The organism is Serratia sp. LSHTC3 (assembly GCF_057197125.1).
Map to the genome: position 1 here is coordinate 41911 of NZ_JBXUNP010000006.1, position 17900 is coordinate 59810.

Below are 17900 nucleotides of genomic sequence, written 5' to 3' on the forward strand. Positions count from 1 at the left end.
GCGAATAGTAGGCTAAAGCGCGGGTCGAGAATAGGCGATTGCTCAACATTTAGCTGTCTTTACAATTTAATCCAGTAACTCGTGCGGTAAAGACCGCGTTATCCGCTTTGCGCCGCGTCAACCTGGCGTCTTTAGGCCCGTCAGTTTAACGAAGCGTGAGGATGCCGCCGGGCTGCGCGGCGAGATTTCCCCGTCTTTGTGCAGGCCGCCGCGCTCTTCGTAGCGCCAGCACAGCAGGCGATCCAGCCCGGGGCTGCCGGCGCAGGCCCAGCTCAGATATTCGTCGGCGTCGCTCATCACCTGAACGTCCGGCGTGGCGCTGGAGCGCAGGTGGCCGGAGAAGGGATGCAGACGCAGCGTAGACTGGCCGCTGTTGCCGAGGCCGGAAATTTTCAGCACGCTTTGCCGAATGCTCCACAGCTGAGTTTCCGCCTCCAGCCGATCGTCCTGCGCGCCGATCCAGGCGCTTTCCGCCGGCGTCTGGTGCGCGTTCTGCAGCGCGCTTTGCCGGCTGCCGCGCGCCCGCATCACTTCGATATCCAGTCCGACTTTGCCTTCGTCGCTGAGCAGCACGCCCACGGTGTTGCTGGCATAGGCGAGGCTAAAATCGGGCAGCTGATGATCGGCGAAGCAGGGGCGGCCGGTGGGCGTGGTGGCTATAGGGGGAAGCGTCGGCAGGCCGTACAGGTAGAACATCATTTCGGCGAGCAGAATGCGCCCTTGCAGGTAGCGCGTGCGGCGCTTAACGGAAAAGGTGCGGGTGGCGGCTATCACTTCGTCGGCGAGTCTCTGGGTATCCAGGACAGCGGAGGCCGGGGTCCATCGGGCAAAATGACACGCCATTGTTCACTCCATGACAGAGAGTCGCTAAGAACGCAGGGGTGTTAGATTAAGACTAAGTTGAGGATTTATCATCAAAAAACACTATGCGTTTTATCCGATTTGTTGGCTTTGCGCCGTATAGGCGGGGGGAGAAGATCGTACGGACCTGAATAGGTGCGTGCACAAAATTAATCAGTTCCGAAACCAACCACATCCGAATCGACGGCGTCCAATGAGCCTATAAAAGTAGCTATCAGACAAGAAAGAGTTGGCGGAGAGAGCAGGATTCGAACCTACGACACGATAACTCGTGTGGATTTAAGAAACGGTTAGTTTCTTAAATCTGGCTTAAACCACTCGCCCACCTCTCCGCATTCGTTTGTTGGAAACATAAAACCACAAAATAAAAATGGTTAAAATAACCTAAACTTGGAAATGTGACTAAAGCCACAAAAGCCCTATTTTATATGTGTGTTTGTTAATTATCGGAGTCAGATCACTAAATTTACATTAGCTATTGTTATAAAAAGTTGGCGTCATTGGCTACGAATAGGGAAGAAGGGCATGCCAGATCTCGAGTTAATGCCGCTGCAAAGCGCCGAATTTTATAAGACAGCTGAACGTGTTGTTTTTAAAGAATATAAATGCAACTGCAAAAAAGGTTGGAAGGGCGAAGATCGCTTTATCGTCTACAAGGCCGATCAGAATGGAATCATTGAGGTCGTCAACAATGAGGTTTCAAATAATAACCTCGAAGAGCTCATCGCGCTGGCATCGTCTTTTTTGACGGATAAGGTGGTGATTTCCGGCGGGCATACCGTGGTTAATTTGGACGATCGTTTTTCTGTCAGCAGTGAAGTGGAAAAGTCCGCGCGATTCTGCATTGACTACATAGCCGAATCCATCCGACAGCTCAACGTTCAGCCTGACTTCTTGATGGAAATAAATGATTTCTATATGGAAAAAAACGATGGCAGCGAGATAGACGGCGCTAACGAATTCAGGAGGATGGCGACATCTCCGTATATTATTCCAGAAAAAATAAACAACTACATTCTGGCGTCGAATCAACGTCATAACATTGATATCAATGCATTTTATGTCAGTGAGAAAAACATGGCGGATCGCTTTAAACGCCACATTAAAAACCGTATGGATAAAGAGGCGTATTTTCAGCGCCAAGACGGTAATGTGAAGATGGCGGTGGGAGAGCACGAGTTCGATATCATCAAGGAAAATAAACCGACCTGTGCGGCGGGCAATGCCGCGACGTTCAGGGCTATTCGGTATCGTATTTCCTCTAATAAAGTCTTCGATAATTACACGTCGCATATTGGCGTTTTTCCGCTGTGTTCACGCGTTAACGTACTTAACGGCTATCGCGCGGCCGCGACTTTTTACGATAACTTTTCCTTGCCTTCCTTACTGGTTTTCTTCGGCAGATCCTGTTTTGAATGACATTTTTTGTGCCAGCTGGCTATGTGTCGCTGCATAGCCATGATGGTCGAGCATTATCATGAAAATTTCACACCTGTATTGGCCAGTCACTTTCTTCTCCACGGCATTCGGCGCCGGGATTTTCTTTTTGCCTCAGGCGGTGGGGCCGGGCGTGCTGGGGATGAAGGCGTTCATGCTGTTTATCGTCATCGCCATGTCGGTATCGATGATGGCGCACTATCTTTTTTTCAAATTCATCATCTCGCACCCGCAGAAAGATTTCCTGGCGGCATCGTCGACGTTTATCGGTGAGCGGGCGGCGGCAATCGTCTGTGTGCTGTTTATTCTGTCGATGATCATTATCGTGCTGATAAATTTCATCACCCTGGTTAACGTGGTCGCGTCTTTTCTCCACGATGGATTTTGGGTTCGGGGCGGTGTTTCGCTGTTGCTGAGTGCGGCGCTGTCGGCCGCATGGCTGGCATTTAGCCAGCGAATCGAGCACTTGATCTCCAGAATGGCACTGGTTTCTATCGTTCTGGTGGCGATCCTTACGCTGTTTTTCCTGTTACAACCTGCAGGGGCTCAGCGGACGCCTGCGCCGCCGAGCATTTCATTGCAAACGTTGGTGCTGCTGCCTATTTTTCTTTTTACGTTTAACTTTACCCCGTGTATCCAGCGGTTTGCGCAAAGTGCCGTGCGGCCGCAGGCGCGCAGTATTCTGTTCGGCAAGATACTGATCCTGGCGTTTATCGCCATGATCGTTATCGCTATCAGTCGCTTGCTGACGTTGGATGATATCTCGATCATTAACGGCCGCAATGTGGATTCGCTGTTTTATACCGCAGGTTTGACCGGTAACTCGATGGCGTGGTTAGGCGCAGCCCTGCTGCTGTGCTTGCTCACCGGCGGCGCTTATATCGGCACCTTGACCGGGGTCATCGACGGTATTACGTCCTTCGGCATGGCGGGAAAAAAGGGCATCATCGCGGGGAACATTGTTGTCTGTACGCTTATCGGCACGATTAATCCGAGCATCATCAAGATCATCTCAAGCTGGTCGATACCCGTTATCGTGATGACCGTCTTTTTCATCCCATCACTGTATTTTTTACAGCGGGGCGACGGCCAGCAAAAGATGGTAGGAATAGCGGTGCTGTGCTGCGGCATCGCGGTGATAGCGACGCTATTCGTGTAAAGCGGTACGTCTAAGCCAGAATCAGCGTATCGCCGGTGGCCGGCGCGATCCCTTCCGGCAGCCATAGCCGGCCCCACGCGCCGGTACAGTGGCAACCCATGATCTTTTCCGGCTGGTGCTGCCGTAAAAAACGGCGGACGCGCCAGAGCGTGCGCGGGGAAGCGCAACGCAGATGAAAACCGCCAATCAAGGCGTGGATCCGATCGATACCGGTGATTTTCTGGCAGTGGCGCACGATATTCACGATCCCGCGATGCCCGCAGCCGGTCACGATCACCAGACCGCGATCCGATTTGTAAATCAGCACCCCTTCGTCGATAACGTAATCCACCGCCGCATTTTCCCCGGTAATCACCCCGTAGGCGCGCGGTGCGGGCACGGCGATTTCACCTGACCACATAAAGCGATCGCCGATCGCCAGCGGTTCGCGACTGTAGTGCATGTTATGGCGCGAGTAGTCGATGTCCAAAGAGAGCTTTTTGATTTTGTGGGTGTGGCCCAGCACCTTCAGCGCCGCATAGCGTTCATCACCGATTTGGGGATGGCAGATGATGCGACTGTTGTCCGGCAGCCAGGCGACGCCGCCGCAGTGGTCATAGTGGCCGTGGGAGAGCACCGTCGCGGTGATGCGGGAGAGATCGACGCCCATCAGCGCCGCATTGTGCAGGAAGCTGTCGTCGGGGCCGGTGTCGAACAGTATGGAGGTCGTCTCGTCTTCAATCAGCAGGCTTAACCCGGCCTTGGCCTGCAATAGCGGGTTGGCGCCGGCGGCGCGGCGGTTTTCCAGCAATACCTTGAGGGTTAACGCCATGTTGACTCGTTCCTGAGAAAGACACCTGACCGTCCAGTATATCGCGGGCAGTTGCGGCGGCGCTGTGAGCCAGCGCGCAGAGCGAGAGCGAGAGCGGGAGCGGGAGCGGGAAAGAAAAACGGCCGGAACAAGGGCTTATCCCGGCCGTGAAGGCCTCTGGCAGCGCGTTATTTACCGATACAGAAGCTGGAGAAAATGCGGCCCAGCAGGTCGTCGGAGGTGAATTCGCCGGTGATTTCGCTCAGGGCCAGCTGCGCCTGACGCAGTTCCTCGGCCAGCAGCTCGCCCGCGTAAGCGCTCACTAACTGTTCTTTGCCCTGCACCAGATGCTGCGCCGCCAGTTCCAGCGCCTGCAGGTGGCGACGGCGCGCCAGGAAGCCGCCTTCCATGTTGCTGGTGAAGCCCATGCTCTGTTTCAGATGATCGCGCAGCACATCGACGCCTTCGCCGGTGCGGGCCGACAGGCGAATAAGTGAGTGGTTATTCACTTCCGTCAGGCCCAGCGTTTCACCGGTGATGTCGGCCTTGTTGCGCACCACGGTGATCGGCAGCGTGCCCGGCAGGCGCGCCATAAACTCCGGCCAGATCTCCGCCGGCTCGGTGGCGGCGGTGGTGGTGCCGTCCACCATAAACAGCACCCTGTCAGCTTGTTCGATCTCGTTCCAGGCACGTTCGATGCCGATACGCTCCACTTCGTCGCTGGCGTCGCGCAGGCCGGCGGTGTCGATGATGTGCAGCGGCATGCCGTCGATATGGATATGTTCGCGCAAGACGTCGCGGGTGGTGCCGGCGATATCGGTGACGATCGCCGCCTCGCGCCCGGCCAACGCATTGAGCAGGCTGGATTTACCGGCGTTAGGACGCCCGGCGATCACCACCTTCATCCCTTCGCGCAGCAGGCTGCCCTGGCGCGCTTCACCGCGCACGTTGTCCAGATCCGCCATGACGTCGTTGAGCTGCGCCTCGATTTTACCGTCGGACAGGAAGTCGATTTCCTCGTCCGGGAAGTCGATCGCCGCTTCCACGTAGATTCGCAGGTGAGTGAGCGCTTCCACGAGCTGGTGGATGCGGGTGGAAAATGCGCCCTGCAGCGAGTTCATCGCCGAACGCGCCGCCTGCTCGGAGCTGGCGTCGATCAGATCGGCGATCGCTTCGGCCTGCGCCAGATCGAGTTTGTCGTTGAGAAACGCGCGCTCGGAGAACTCGCCGGGCCGCGCAATGCGCACGTCGGGCAGCGCCAGCACGCGCTTGAGCAGCAGATCGAGGATCACCGGCCCGCCGTGGCCCTGCAGCTCCAGCACGTCTTCGCCGGTAAAGGAATTTGGCCCCGGAAACCACAGCGCGATGCCCTGATCGAGGGTGGCACCGGCGGCGTCGCGGAACGGCAGATAGTCAGCGTAGCGCGGCTTCGGCAGCTTGCCGAGCAACGCCTGGGCGACGTCTTTGGCCTTGCTTCCGGAAATGCGCAGAATGCCGACGCCGCCGCGTCCCGGCGGGGTGGCTTGGGCTACGATGGTATCGGTGGTGCTCATAACGGTTCTCTCTGACGATTAAGATGCAAAAAGGCGGTCTAATGACCGCCTTTGGTGTGACTGCAAGGGTCGGCGCGCCGAACCCCTACACTACGCTTAGCTTTTTTTCTTGTCGCGGCTGTGCAGACCGCGTTTTTCCAGACCACGGTAAATCAGCTGCTGCTGCAGGATGGTCACCAGGTTGCTGACGATGTAGTACAGCACCAGACCGGACGGGAACCACAGGAAGAACACTGTGAAGATCACCGGCATGAAGGTCATGATTTTCTGCTGCATCGGGTCAGTCACGGTGGTCGGCGACATCTTCTGAATGAAGAACATCGTCACGCCCATCAGGATTGGCAGGATGTAGTACGGGTCTTGCGCCGACAGGTCATGGATCCACAGGGCGAACGGCGCGTGGCGCAGCTCGACCGAACCCATCAGCATGTAGTACAGCGCCAGGAAGATCGGCATCTGAATGATCAGCGGCAGACAGCCGCCGAGCGGGTTCACTTTCTCCGCCTTGTACAGCGCCATCATCTCTTGGCTCATGCGCTGTTTGTCATCGCCGATGCGCTCGCGCATCGCCTGCAGCTTCGGCTGCAGCATGCGCATTTTCGCCATCGAGGTGTACTGCGCCTTGGTCAGCGGGTACATGATGCCGCGCACGATGAAGGTGATGATGATGATGGAGAAGCCCCAGTTACCGATAAAGCCGTGGATGAACTTCAGCAGTTTGAACAGCGGCTGGGAGATGAACCACAGCCAACCGTAATCCACGGTCAGATCCAGGTGTGGCGCCAGTTGGGCCATCTGGTCCTGCAGCTCCGGGCCGACCCACAGGGTCGCGTTCAGCTGTTGCTGAGCGCCCGGCTGCACCACGACCGGTGTAGATTTGAAGCCGATGGTGGACAGGTTGTCACCCGGTTTGGCGGTGTAGAAGGTGTTGTCACCCTTGGTCGCCGGCACCCACGCGGTGGCGAAGTACTGCTGCAGCATCGCAACCCAACCGTCTTTGGTGGTGACGCTCAGGTTTTCGTCTTTGTCGAACGCGTATTTCTGGTACTTGTCCTCGCTGGACGAGTACGCCGCGCCGCGGAAGGTGTGCAGCGCGAAGTTGCTGCTGCCGGTATCACGGTGCTTAGGCAATTCGGTGGTCTGCTTCAGCTGGCCGAACAGGGTCAGCTCCAGCGGCGTCGCGCCTTTGTTGTCGATGCTGTAATCCACGCCGACCGCATAGTGGTTGCGTTTGAGCACGAAGGTCTTGGTGTAGATCGCGCCGTCTTTACCGGTGTAGGTCAGCGGGATGCGCAGCTCGTCCTGGCCTTCCGGCAGGGTGTAGCTGTCTTGCGCCGCCTGATACAGCGGGCGTTCGCCGTTGGCCGGGTTGTCCGGGCCGTTTTTACCGGTCAGGCCGCTTTGCGCCTGATAGACGAACGACGGAGTGGTTTCCAGCAGTTGGAACGGAGTCGATGAACCCAGAGTATCCGGGTAGGCCAACAGTTTAGCCTGCTCGATATCGCCACCACGGGTGTTGATGGTCAGTGACAGCACGTCGGTGTTCACGGTAATCAGCTTACCCTGACCACTGGCTGGCACGGCCTGGCTGGCGGCATCACCGGCTACTGCGTTCGAAGTCTGTTGCGTGGTCTGTGCGGCCGGCTGCGGAGCGTTGTCCGTTTGCCATGCCTGCCAGATCATGAAAGACACGAACAGCAGAGCGATGAGAAGAAGATTGCGTTGCGAATCCATCGTTAGTGTTCTCTGTTATCGTCGGTTTTTGGCGGCACCGGATCATCGCCACCTGGGTTCAAAGGGTGGCATTTTAATACGCGTTTCAATGCTAACCAACTGCCTTTTATCATGCCAAACCTGCTTAATGCCTCAATTGCGTAATGAGAGCATGTCGGCTGGAAGCGACAACGAGGCCCTAGCAGCGGGCTGATGACGAGCTGATAGGCCCGCACCAGCCCGATCAGGATGCGGGAGCCTGGCGACAGTGGCGACGCCATAATTTATCCAAAGCTTCCGTCAGCGCGCGGTTATCCAAATCCGCTATCCCCTTTTTGGCCACCACGACAAAATCCATCGCCGGTAATTCGTGCTGGCGCAGGCGGAAGCTTTCGCGGGTTAGGCGTTTGATCCGATTACGCTCGTGCGCGCGTTTGACGTGTTTTTTGGCGACGGTAAGACCGATGCGGGGATGCCCCAGCTGGTTCAGGCGGCCGAGGATGGTGATTTGCGGCGTGCCAGCCCGTTGTGGCTGCTGGAAGACGAAAGTGAAATGAGTGGGAGTTAACAAACGTAACTCCCTGGGAAAAGCGAGCTTAACCACTCAGCGGGTTAGCTTTATTACTTAGAAACAGTCAGACGAGCACGGCCTTTCGCACGACGGCGGGCCAGAACTTGACGACCATTTTTGGTGGCCATACGAGCACGGAAACCGTGGCTACGGTTGCGCTTCAATACGGACGGTTGGAAAGTGCGTTTCATAGCGATTTCTACCTAAACTTAAAATAATTACTGATCAGTAAACGCGTTTGGCTACTCGGCGTGAAGATGACCGACGCCTCAATCGCAATACATAAAGAAGCGGGATTGTAATAATTGTACAGTCCTGAGTCAATTCGCATCGCGCCAGCCTACCTGGTTGTCTGCCAGTAACGGAACAAAATCCGCTCTTGGCCCGTGGTCACCGCAGAATCCTGTCTGGCTAATGACGCACCATAAGGAACCAGGTATCACACGTAGGGCGAAGATTATACGGACTCGGGGTGAAATCGCAAGGATCCCCGTGAGATCCTTTGCGCGCGATCGCAGGATCCGACGTGGATAACAGGGTATAACCGGTTGACAATGTAAAAAATGCGGCGCAGCGGCCGGGATCTGCGCGGTCATTCGGCGCCGGCGGCGAAAAGATCGCCGCCGGCCGCGGCCTGTGGATAAAATGGATCTAATCTGTGAGGAAGGGGAGGATCTCTTGCGCGGATTGCGCTATGATCCGTCATTCCGATCGCGATCCCTCATGCCGGGATCGTGAGGGACACAAACCGTGAAAGGCGGTTCGCATCCCCCACAGGCAAACAGCCGATGCCGGGTATGTGTCAAAAATCATGAGTTATAAAAAAGTTGCCCGTTTCTTTTCTTTATTGATCTTGTTCGAGTGGAGTCCGCCGTGTCACTTTCGCTTTGGCAGCAGTGTCTTGCCCGATTGCAGGATGAGTTACCTGCCACAGAATTTAGTATGTGGATTCGCCCATTGCAGGCGGAACTGAGTGACAACACCCTGGCGCTGTACGCGCCTAACCGTTTTGTGCTGGATTGGGTTCGCGATAAGTACTTAAACAACATCAATGGTCTGCTGAATGATTTCTGCGGCACGGATGCGCCTTTGCTGCGTTTTGAAGTCGGCAGCAAGCCGATCACGCAGGTGATCAGCCAGACCGTGACCGCCAGCGTCAGCAGCGCCCCTGCGGCTCCGGCGGCGCGCACGGCTGCGCCCTCGCGCCCGAGCTGGGACAACGCGGCGGCGCAACCCGAGCTCTCTTACCGCTCCAACGTCAACCCTAAACACACCTTCGACAACTTCGTCGAGGGTAAGTCCAACCAGCTGGCGCGCGCGGCGGCTCGCCAGGTGGCGGACAATCCGGGCGGCGCCTACAACCCTTTGTTCCTGTATGGCGGCACCGGCCTGGGTAAAACTCACCTGCTGCACGCGGTCGGCAACGGCATCATGGCGCGCAAGGCCAACGCTAAAGTGGTCTACATGCACTCGGAACGCTTTGTGCAGGACATGGTCAAAGCGTTGCAGAACAATGCCATCGAAGAGTTTAAGCGCTACTACCGTTCGGTCGACGCGTTGCTGATCGATGACATCCAATTCTTTGCCAACAAGGAGCGTTCGCAGGAAGAGTTCTTCCATACCTTTAACGCCCTGTTGGAAGGCAATCAGCAGATCATCCTGACTTCGGATCGCTACCCTAAAGAGATCAACGGGGTGGAAGATCGTCTGAAGTCCCGCTTCGGCTGGGGGCTGACGGTGGCGATCGAGCCGCCGGAACTGGAAACCCGCGTGGCGATCCTGATGAAAAAGGCCGACGAAAACGACATTCGCCTGCCGGGTGAAGTGGCGTTCTTCATCGCCAAGCGCCTGCGTTCCAACGTGCGTGAGCTCGAAGGGGCGCTGAACCGCGTGATCGCCAACGCCAACTTTACCGGCCGGGCCATCACCATCGATTTCGTGCGCGAAGCGCTGCGCGATCTGCTGGCGCTGCAGGAAAAGCTGGTCACCATCGACAATATCCAAAAGACGGTGGCGGAGTATTACAAGATTAAAGTCGCGGATTTGCTGTCCAAGCGGCGTTCGCGATCCGTTGCCCGCCCGCGCCAGATGGCGATGGCGCTGGCGAAGGAACTCACCAACCACAGCCTGCCGGAAATCGGCGATGCGTTTGGTGGCCGCGACCATACCACGGTGTTGCACGCCTGCCGGAAGATCGAGCAGTTGCGTGAGGAAAGTCACGACATCAAAGAAGATTTCTCCAATTTAATCAGAACATTATCTTCATAGCGCTATGAAATTTATCGTTGAACGTGAGCATCTGCTAAAACCGCTGCAACAGGTGAGCAGCCCGCTGGGCGGCCGCCCGACCTTGCCGATCCTGGGCAACCTGCTGCTGCAGGTGACGGAAGGCTCCCTGCTGCTGACCGGCACCGATCTGGAGATGGAGATGGTGGCGCGCGTCGCCCTGTCCCAGCCGCACGAGCCGGGCGCGACGACTGTGCCCGCGCGCAAATTCTTTGATATCTGCCGTGGCCTGCCGGAAGGGGCGGAGATCGCCGTCACGCTGGAGAGCGAGCGCATGCTGGTGCGGTCCGGCCGCAGCCGCTTCTCGCTGTCCACGCTGCCCGCGGCGGACTTCCCGAACCTGGACGACTGGCAGAGCGAGGTGGAGTTCACCTTGCCGCAGGCGACGCTGAAGCGCCTGATCGAAGCCACCCAGTTCTCGATGGCCCATCAGGACGTGCGTTACTACCTGAACGGCATGTTGTTTGAAACCGAAGGCGAAGAGCTGCGCACCGTCGCGACCGACGGCCACCGCCTGGCGGTGTGCTCGATGCCGATAGGCCAGCAGCTGCCATCGCATTCGGTGATCGTGCCGCGTAAAGGGGTGATGGAACTGGTGCGTCTGCTGGACGGCGGCGACTCGCTGCTGCAGCTGCAGATCGGCAGCAACAACATCCGCGCCCACGTTGGCGATTTCATCTTCACGTCCAAGCTGGTTGACGGCCGTTTCCCGGACTATCGCCGCGTCTTGCCGAAGAATCCGGACAAAACGCTGGAAGCCGGCTGCGATCTGCTCAAGCAGGCGTTTGCCCGCGCTGCCATTCTCTCGAACGAGAAATTCCGCGGCGTGCGGCTGTACGTCAGCCAGAACCAGCTGAAGATCACCGCCAACAACCCGGAGCAGGAAGAGGCGGAAGAGATCCTCGACGTCAGCTACGACGGCGCGGAGATGGAGATCGGCTTCAACGTCAGCTACGTGCTGGACGTGTTGAACGCGCTCAAGTGTGAAGACGTGCGCCTGCTGTTGACCGACTCGGTCTCCAGCGTGCAGATCGAAGACGGCGCCAGCCAGGCGGCGGCCTACGTTGTCATGCCAATGCGGTTGTAGTCTCGTTACCTTGAATTACAGCACCGTCATCGGTAAAGAGATTGCATGGCTCTGACGCGTTTATTGATTAAAGATTTCCGCAATATCGAGGCGGCGGATTTGGCGCTGGCGCCGGGATTCAACTTCTTGGTCGGCGCCAACGGCAGCGGCAAGACTAGCGTGCTGGAGGCGGTGTATACGCTCGGCCATGGCCGCGCCTTCCGCAGCCTGCAGGCCGGTCGGGTGATCCGCCACGACCAACCGGAGTTCGTGCTGCATGGCCGCATCGAAGGCGCGGAGCGCGAGCTGTCGGTAGGATTGAGCAAGAGCCGTCAGGGTGACAGCAAAGTACGCATCGATGGCAGCGACGGCCACAAGGTGGCCGAGCTGGCGCAGCTGCTGCCCATGCAGCTGATCACCCCCGAAGGTTTTACCCTGCTGAACGGCGGGCCGAAATTCCGGCGCGCTTTCCTGGACTGGGGCTGTTTTCATAACGAACCCGGTTTTTTCACCGCCTGGAGCAACCTGAAACGGTTACTGAAGCAGCGCAATGCCGCGCTGCGCCAGGTGAGTCGCTATGCGCAGATCCGCGCCTGGGATCAGGAACTGATCCCGCTCGCGGAGCGCATCAGCGAATGGCGGGCGGAATACAGCGACGCGATCGCCGCGGATATCACCGCGACCTGCGCGCAGTTTCTGCCTGAATTTGCCCTGAGCTTCTCCTTCCAGCGCGGCTGGGACAAAGAGAGCGACTACGGCGAGCTGCTGGAGCGCCAGTTTGAGCGCGACAGGGCGTTGACCTATACCGCGGTGGGGCCGCATAAAGCGGACTTTCGCATTCGTGCCGACGGCACGCCGGTAGAGGATTTGTTATCGCGCGGTCAGCTTAAGCTGTTGATGTGCGCGTTGCGCTTGGCGCAGGGTGAGTTTCTCACCCGGCAGAGCGGGCGGCGTTGCCTGTATCTGATTGATGATTTTGCCTCCGAGCTGGACACCGGCCGTCGCCGGTTGCTGGCCGATCGCCTGAAAGCCACCCAGGCCCAGGTTTTTGTCAGCGCGGTCAGCGCTGAACAAGTGACCGACATGGCCGGTGAAAAGGGCAAGATGTTCCGCGTGGAACAGGGTAAAATAGAGGTTCAACCACAGGACTAAAATGAGCGAGAAACGTTGATGTCGAATTCTTATGACTCCTCAAGTATCAAGGTATTAAAAGGGCTGGATGCGGTGCGCAAGCGCCCGGGCATGTATATCGGCGATACCGATGACGGCACCGGTCTGCACCACATGGTATTCGAGGTTGTGGACAACGCTATCGACGAAGCGCTCGCGGGCCACTGTAGTGACATTCAGGTCACCATCCATGCCGACAACTCGGTATCGGTACAGGATGACGGCCGCGGCATTCCGACCGGCATTCACCCGGAAGAAGGGGTTTCAGCCGCAGAGGTCATCATGACCGTGCTGCACGCCGGCGGTAAATTCGACGACAACTCCTATAAAGTTTCCGGCGGCCTGCACGGCGTGGGCGTCTCGGTGGTTAACGCCCTGTCGGAGAAACTGGAGCTGGTGATCCGCCGCGAAGGCAAAGTGCACGAACAAACTTACAGCCACGGCGAGCCGCAGGCGCCGCTGAACGTGGTGGGCGAAACCGAGCAGACCGGCACCATGGTGCGCTTCTGGCCGAGTCACCAGACTTTCACCAATGTGACCGAATTCGAGTACGACATTCTGGCCAAGCGTCTGCGCGAGCTGTCCTTCCTCAACTCCGGCGTGTCTATTCGCCTGAAGGATAAGCGCACCGACCGTGAAGACCACTTCCATTACGAAGGCGGCATCAAGGCGTTTGTCGAGTACCTGAACAAGAACAAAACCCCGATCCACCCGAACGTGTTCTACTTCTCCACCGTGAAAGACGATATCGGCGTGGAAGTGGCGCTGCAGTGGAACGACGGTTTCCAGGAAAACATCTACTGCTTCACCAACAACATTCCGCAGCGCGACGGCGGCACGCACCTGGTCGGTTTCCGTACCGCGATGACCCGTACGCTGAACAGCTACATGGAGAAGGAAGGCTACAGCAAGAAGGCCAAGGTCAGCGCCACCGGCGATGACGCGCGTGAAGGCCTGATCGCCGTGGTGTCGGTGAAGGTGCCGGATCCGAAGTTCTCTTCTCAGACCAAGGACAAGCTGGTCTCTTCCGAGGTGAAAACCGCGGTTGAAACGCTGATGAACGAGAAGCTGGTGGATTACCTGATGGAGAATCCGGGCGACGCGAAAATCGTGGTCGGCAAAATCATCGACGCGGCGCGCGCGCGCGAAGCGGCGCGTAAAGCGCGTGAGATGACCCGCCGCAAAGGCGCGCTGGATCTGGCCGGCCTGCCGGGCAAGCTGGCGGACTGCCAGGAACGCGATCCGGCGCTGTCCGAACTGTACCTGGTGGAAGGGGACTCCGCGGGCGGCTCTGCCAAGCAGGGGCGCAACCGCAAGAATCAGGCTATCTTGCCGCTGAAGGGGAAAATCCTCAACGTCGAGAAAGCGCGTTTCGACAAAATGCTCTCTTCGCAGGAAGTGGCGACGCTGATCACCGCGCTGGGTTGCGGCATCGGCCGCGACGAGTACAGCCCGGACAAGCTGCGTTATCACAGCATCATCATCATGACCGATGCCGACGTCGACGGTTCGCACATCCGTACGCTGCTGTTGACCTTCTTCTACCGCCAGATGCCGGAAATCATCGAGCGTGGCCACGTGTTCATCGCACAGCCGCCGCTGTACAAGGTGAAGAAAGGCAAGCAGGAGCAGTACATCAAAGATGACGAGGCGATGGATCAGTACCAGATCGCCATCGCGATGGACGGCGCTACGCTGCACACCAACGCCAGCGCGCCGGCGCTCGGCGGCGAGCAGTTGGAAAAACTGGTGGCCGAGCACTACGGCGTGCAGAAGCTGATCGGCCGCATGGAGCGCCGCTACCCGCGCGCGCTGCTGAACAGCCTGATCTATCAGCCGACGCTGAACGAAGGCGATCTCAGCGATGAAGCCAAGGTGAAGACCTGGATCGCGTCGCTGGTGCAGGCGCTGAACGACAAAGAGCAGCACGGCAGCAGCTATGACTTCGTGATCTTCGAGAACCGCGAACGCCAGATGTTCGAGCCGGCGCTGCGCATCCGCACCCACGGCGTGGATACCGACTACAAGCTGGACTTCGACTTCATCCACGGCGGTGAATACCGCAAGATCTGCCAGCTGGGCGAGCAGCTGCGCGGGCTGATCGAAGAGGGCGCGTTCATCGAGCGCGGCGAACGCCGTCAGCCGGTAGACAGCTTCGAGCAGGCGCTGGAGTGGCTGGTGAAAGAGTCGCGCCGCGGCCTGTCGGTGCAGCGTTATAAAGGTCTGGGCGAGATGAACCCGGAGCAGCTGTGGGAAACCACCATGGACCCGGAAAGCCGCCGCATGCTGCGCGTGACCGTCAAGGACGCCATCGCTGCCGATCAGCTGTTCACCACGCTGATGGGCGATGCGGTTGAACCGCGTCGCGCCTTTATCGAAGAAAACGCCCTGAAAGCGGCGAACATCGATATCTGATGCGTTAATGGCTGTGAAAATCCGCGCCGGGCGACCCGCGCGGATTTTTTTTGGCCTTTTTTGGCGCTGACAGCCGAGGCTGAAACGCGTTAGCATGAATAAAAACCACTGGGAGAAGCGTTGAATGGCTATTGAACTGATTGCGATCGACATGGACGGCACGTTGCTGGATCCGCAGCATCAAATCACGCCGGCGGTAAAGCAGGCTATCGCGGCGGCGCGGCGCAAAGGGGTGCACGTGGTGCTGGCCACCGGGCGGCCTTATGTCGGCGTGCAGGACTATCTGCGCCAGTTGGACATTCAGGGCCCCGGCGATTTCTGTATCACCTATAACGGCGCGCTGGTGTTGCGCGCGGTCGACGGCGCCTGCATCCTGCAGGAAACCCTGGGCTTCGAGGATTATCTGCACTTCGAGCAGATGGCGCGCGAGTTAGGCGTTCACTTCCAGGCGTTTGATTTCGATACCTTGTATACCCCGAACAAGGACATCGGCAAGTACACCATACACGAGGCGGAAATGACCGGCATTCCGCTGAAATACCGCAGCGTGGAAGAGATGGATCGCCAGATGCGTTTTCCAAAAGTGATGATGATCGACGAACCGGCGCTGCTGGACAGCGCCATCGCGCGCATCCCGGAGGAAACGCGCGCGCGTTACACTATCTTGAAAAGTGCGCCTTACTACCTCGAGATCTTACATAAAAACGTCGATAAGGGCGCCGGGGTGAAAATGCTGGCCGAGCACCTCGGCGTGGCGCGGGAAAACATCATGACGCTGGGGGATCAGGCTAACGATACGGCGATGATCGAATATGCCGGCGTCGGCGTGGCGATGGGCAACGCCATTCCCGAGCTGAAAGCGGTGGCGCAGTTTGTCACCAGCGCCAATACCGAAGACGGCGTGGCGCGCGCTATCGAGAAGTTCGTGCTCAACGCCTGAGAAAACGGGGCGCTGCGGCGCCCCTTTATACTTTCGCCAACACCCCTTTGGCGATCTGCAGATCCTGAATCGCCAAGCCGGTGAGATCGGCGATGGTGATGTGCTGCGGCTCGCGTCGTACCCGCCCGCCCTGCGCCAATGCGGCGCCCATTTCGACGATCGGCGTTGAAGTCAGCTTGTTCTGCCGATAAGCCGTCGCGATCTCGCCATAGTCTGTGCACTGAGCCAGCGCATCGACCAGCAGCGCGTCCGCGCGGGCCACCAGCTCGGTCGCCAGCTCCTGCTTACCGGGCGCGTCGGCGCCCACCGCGGTAATGTGCGTGCCGGGCCGAATATCCGCCGCCTGCAAAATCGGTTCGCGGCTGGGCGTGGTGGTGACGATCAGCTGACAGTGCGCCGCCAGCTCCGCCGCATCCTGCGTGACCCGCACCCGAAAACCCTCAGCCTCGGCATCGCGCCGATACGCCGCCAGCGCCTGTTCGTTGCGGCCCCACACCCATACCTCGCGGCAATCGGTCACCGGTTTCAGACATTGCAGCTGCAGCCGCGCCTGCAGGCCGGTGCCGACCATGCCGATCGCCTGAATATGCGGCGGCGCGCACAGCTCGGCGACGATGCGGCCGGCCAGGGCGGTGCGCAGCGCGGTCAGCCAACCTTCATCTTGCAGCAGCGCCTGCGGCTCGCCGGTCTGGGCGGAGAACGCCATCATCAGCCCCTGATTGCTCGACAGGCCGTGTTCGGCATTGCGATAGAAACCGGTAGAGATCTTGACCACGAACAGTTCGTCGCTTTCCAACCAGGCGGACTTGATGCAGCAGTCGCCGGCGGCCTGCTCGAACAGGAAATGCTGTACCGGCGGCTGTTGCACCCGCTGTTGCGAGTAGGCGATAAAACCCTGCTTCAGCAGCGGCGTAATGGCCTCGGCGTCGAACGCGGCGAGGATTTGCTGCTGATTAAGGATGCGCATCGGCGATGGCCTTGAGGTATTTCTCCAGCACGATGTTTTTACCGCACAGCACCACCGCCACCTTTTTACCTCGGTATTCCGGCGCCAGTTTGCTCGCCGCCGCCAGCGCCACGCCGGCCGCGCCTTCGATAATCCAGCGATCGCTGGCGGCGATCCGGCGCATCGCGTGTTTGATCTCCGCCTCGCTGACCAGCACTTTACGGTCAATCAGCTGCTGGCACAGCGGGAAGGTCACGGCGCCCGGCTCGACGCCGCCGGCGGTGCCGTCGGACAGGGTTTCTTGTTCTTCCACCGGGAAGATATGGCCGGCTTCCAGCGCGCTGTACAGGCTGGTGGCGTTTTCCGGCCAGCAGGCGATAAGCTGCGTGTTCGGCGACAGTTGCCGCAAAACGGTGCCGATGCCGGCGATATAGCCACCGCCGCCGACCGCCACGAACACCGCGTCAAGATCGGCGAGTTGTTCAACCAGCTCCATGCCGCAGGTGCCCTGGCCGGCAATGACCTGCTCGTCGTTATACGGCGAGATGTAGGTTTTCCCCTGTTCGCGTGCGGCTTGTTCCCCCGCCAGTTCGGCGTTCAGCGCGTCGCCCGGCACCAATTCCACGGTGCCGCCCAGCGCCCGGATGGTGTCGAGCTTGATGCTCGCCGCCGTCTCCGGCGCATAAACCGTGACGCCAACGCCCATCCGTTGCCCCGCCAGGGCGACAGCCTGGCCGTGGTTGCCGGTTGAGGCGGCGATCACGCCGCGCCGGCGTTGCTCGTTATCCAACAGCCGCAGCTTGTTGCTGGCGCCGCGAAATTTAAAGGAACCGGTGTGCTGCAGGTGGTCGCATTTCAGATACAGCTCGCAGCCCAACTGCTGAGAAAGCAGCACGCTGCGCTCCAGCGGCGTGACCCGCACCTGAGGGCGCAGTTGCTGATGAGCGGAAACAATGGCATCGAAGAGGGTGTTCATACCGGCTCCAGAAAATT

At 58.6% G+C, this 17900-nt stretch carries 16 protein-coding genes and 1 pseudogene; 7 read left to right on the forward strand and 10 right to left on the reverse strand.

Features of this window, described 5'->3' with window-relative positions; genetic code table 11:
* Positions 1-117: 117 nt before the first annotated feature.
* A complete protein-coding gene (locus tag AC2CGI_RS20115) occupies positions 118-843 on the reverse strand; it encodes a 4'-phosphopantetheinyl transferase family protein (RefSeq protein WP_004933861.1) in 726 nt (241 codons plus the stop codon).
* Positions 844-1091: 248 nt separating this feature from the next.
* Positions 1092-1193: pseudogene (locus AC2CGI_RS20120) on the reverse strand.
* A gap of 193 nt (positions 1194-1386) precedes the next feature.
* On the opposite strand from AC2CGI_RS20120, the gene AC2CGI_RS20125 reads away from it, so the two are divergent.
* Positions 1387-2280 carry a hypothetical protein gene (locus tag AC2CGI_RS20125; protein WP_076741177.1) on the forward strand — a complete coding sequence of 298 codons (894 nt, stop codon included), beginning with the start codon at positions 1387-1389 and terminating at the stop codon, positions 2278-2280.
* 58 nt (positions 2281-2338) lie between these two features.
* Positions 2339-3457, forward strand: a complete 1119-nt coding sequence (locus tag AC2CGI_RS20130) for an amino acid permease (RefSeq protein ID WP_015376143.1) — start codon at positions 2339-2341, stop codon at positions 3455-3457.
* 10 nt (positions 3458-3467) lie between these two features.
* Here the strand turns inward: AC2CGI_RS20130 and AC2CGI_RS20135 are convergent, their stop codons facing one another.
* The 6 genes from AC2CGI_RS20135 to rpmH form a co-directional block, all read right to left on the reverse strand.
* On the reverse strand, positions 3468-4268 hold the full coding sequence (locus AC2CGI_RS20135) for an MBL fold metallo-hydrolase (RefSeq protein ID WP_076741176.1): 801 nt from the start codon (positions 4266-4268) through the stop codon (positions 3468-3470).
* A gap of 167 nt (positions 4269-4435) precedes the next feature.
* Positions 4436-5800, reverse strand: a complete 1365-nt coding sequence (gene mnmE / locus AC2CGI_RS20140; RefSeq protein ID WP_015376145.1) for a tRNA uridine-5-carboxymethylaminomethyl(34) synthesis GTPase MnmE — start codon at positions 5798-5800, stop codon at positions 4436-4438.
* Between the two features lie 96 nt (positions 5801-5896).
* Positions 5897-7534, reverse strand: a complete 1638-nt coding sequence (yidC, locus tag AC2CGI_RS20145) for a membrane protein insertase YidC (protein ID WP_004933876.1) — start codon at positions 7532-7534, stop codon at positions 5897-5899.
* Between the two features lie 2 nt (positions 7535-7536).
* Positions 7537-7794 (reverse strand): membrane protein insertion efficiency factor YidD, encoded by a 258-nt coding sequence (gene yidD, locus AC2CGI_RS20150; protein ID WP_004933881.1) that lies wholly within the window; start codon positions 7792-7794, stop codon positions 7537-7539.
* A complete protein-coding gene (rnpA, locus tag AC2CGI_RS20155) occupies positions 7758-8117 on the reverse strand; it encodes a ribonuclease P protein component (RefSeq protein ID WP_004933883.1) in 360 nt (119 codons plus the stop codon). Before rnpA ends, yidD begins: the two co-directional genes overlap by 37 nt.
* 17 nt (positions 8118-8134) lie before the next feature.
* Positions 8135-8275, reverse strand: coding sequence for a 50S ribosomal protein L34 (rpmH, locus tag AC2CGI_RS20160; protein ID WP_000831330.1), 141 nt, complete (start codon positions 8273-8275; stop codon positions 8135-8137).
* A 682-nt stretch (positions 8276-8957) separates the two neighbouring features.
* Between rpmH and dnaA the strand changes: the two genes are divergently transcribed.
* The 5 genes from dnaA to yidA all read left to right on the forward strand — a co-directional run bounded on the left by dnaA (position 8958) and on the right by yidA (position 15961).
* Positions 8958-10352: a chromosomal replication initiator protein DnaA gene (dnaA, locus tag AC2CGI_RS20165; RefSeq protein WP_004933889.1), complete on the forward strand. Its 1395-nt coding sequence runs from the start codon at positions 8958-8960 to the stop codon at positions 10350-10352.
* 4 nt (positions 10353-10356) lie between these two features.
* Positions 10357-11457, forward strand: a complete 1101-nt coding sequence (gene dnaN / locus AC2CGI_RS20170; RefSeq protein ID WP_004933892.1) for a DNA polymerase III subunit beta — start codon at positions 10357-10359, stop codon at positions 11455-11457.
* Between the two features lie 45 nt (positions 11458-11502).
* A complete protein-coding gene (recF, locus tag AC2CGI_RS20175) occupies positions 11503-12588 on the forward strand; it encodes a DNA replication/repair protein RecF (protein ID WP_004933895.1) in 1086 nt (361 codons plus the stop codon).
* An 18-nt stretch (positions 12589-12606) separates the two neighbouring features.
* On the forward strand, positions 12607-15021 hold the full coding sequence (gyrB, locus tag AC2CGI_RS20180; RefSeq protein ID WP_004933898.1) for a DNA topoisomerase (ATP-hydrolyzing) subunit B: 2415 nt from the start codon (positions 12607-12609) through the stop codon (positions 15019-15021).
* A gap of 124 nt (positions 15022-15145) precedes the next feature.
* The gene (gene yidA, locus AC2CGI_RS20185; RefSeq protein WP_021504165.1) at positions 15146-15961 is read left to right on the forward strand and encodes a sugar-phosphatase; all 816 of its coding nucleotides are present in this window, start codon (positions 15146-15148) and stop codon (positions 15959-15961) included.
* 25 nt (positions 15962-15986) lie between these two features.
* On the opposite strand, the gene AC2CGI_RS20190 is transcribed toward yidA, so the two are convergent.
* Positions 15987-16928, reverse strand: a complete 942-nt coding sequence (locus tag AC2CGI_RS20190; RefSeq protein ID WP_076741175.1) for an ornithine cyclodeaminase family protein — start codon at positions 16926-16928, stop codon at positions 15987-15989.
* Positions 16915-17883 (reverse strand): threonine/serine dehydratase, encoded by a 969-nt coding sequence (locus AC2CGI_RS20195; protein WP_076741174.1) that lies wholly within the window; start codon positions 17881-17883, stop codon positions 16915-16917. The genes AC2CGI_RS20190 and AC2CGI_RS20195 overlap by 14 nt, the downstream gene beginning before the upstream one ends.
* Between the last annotated feature and the right edge of the window lie 17 nt (positions 17884-17900).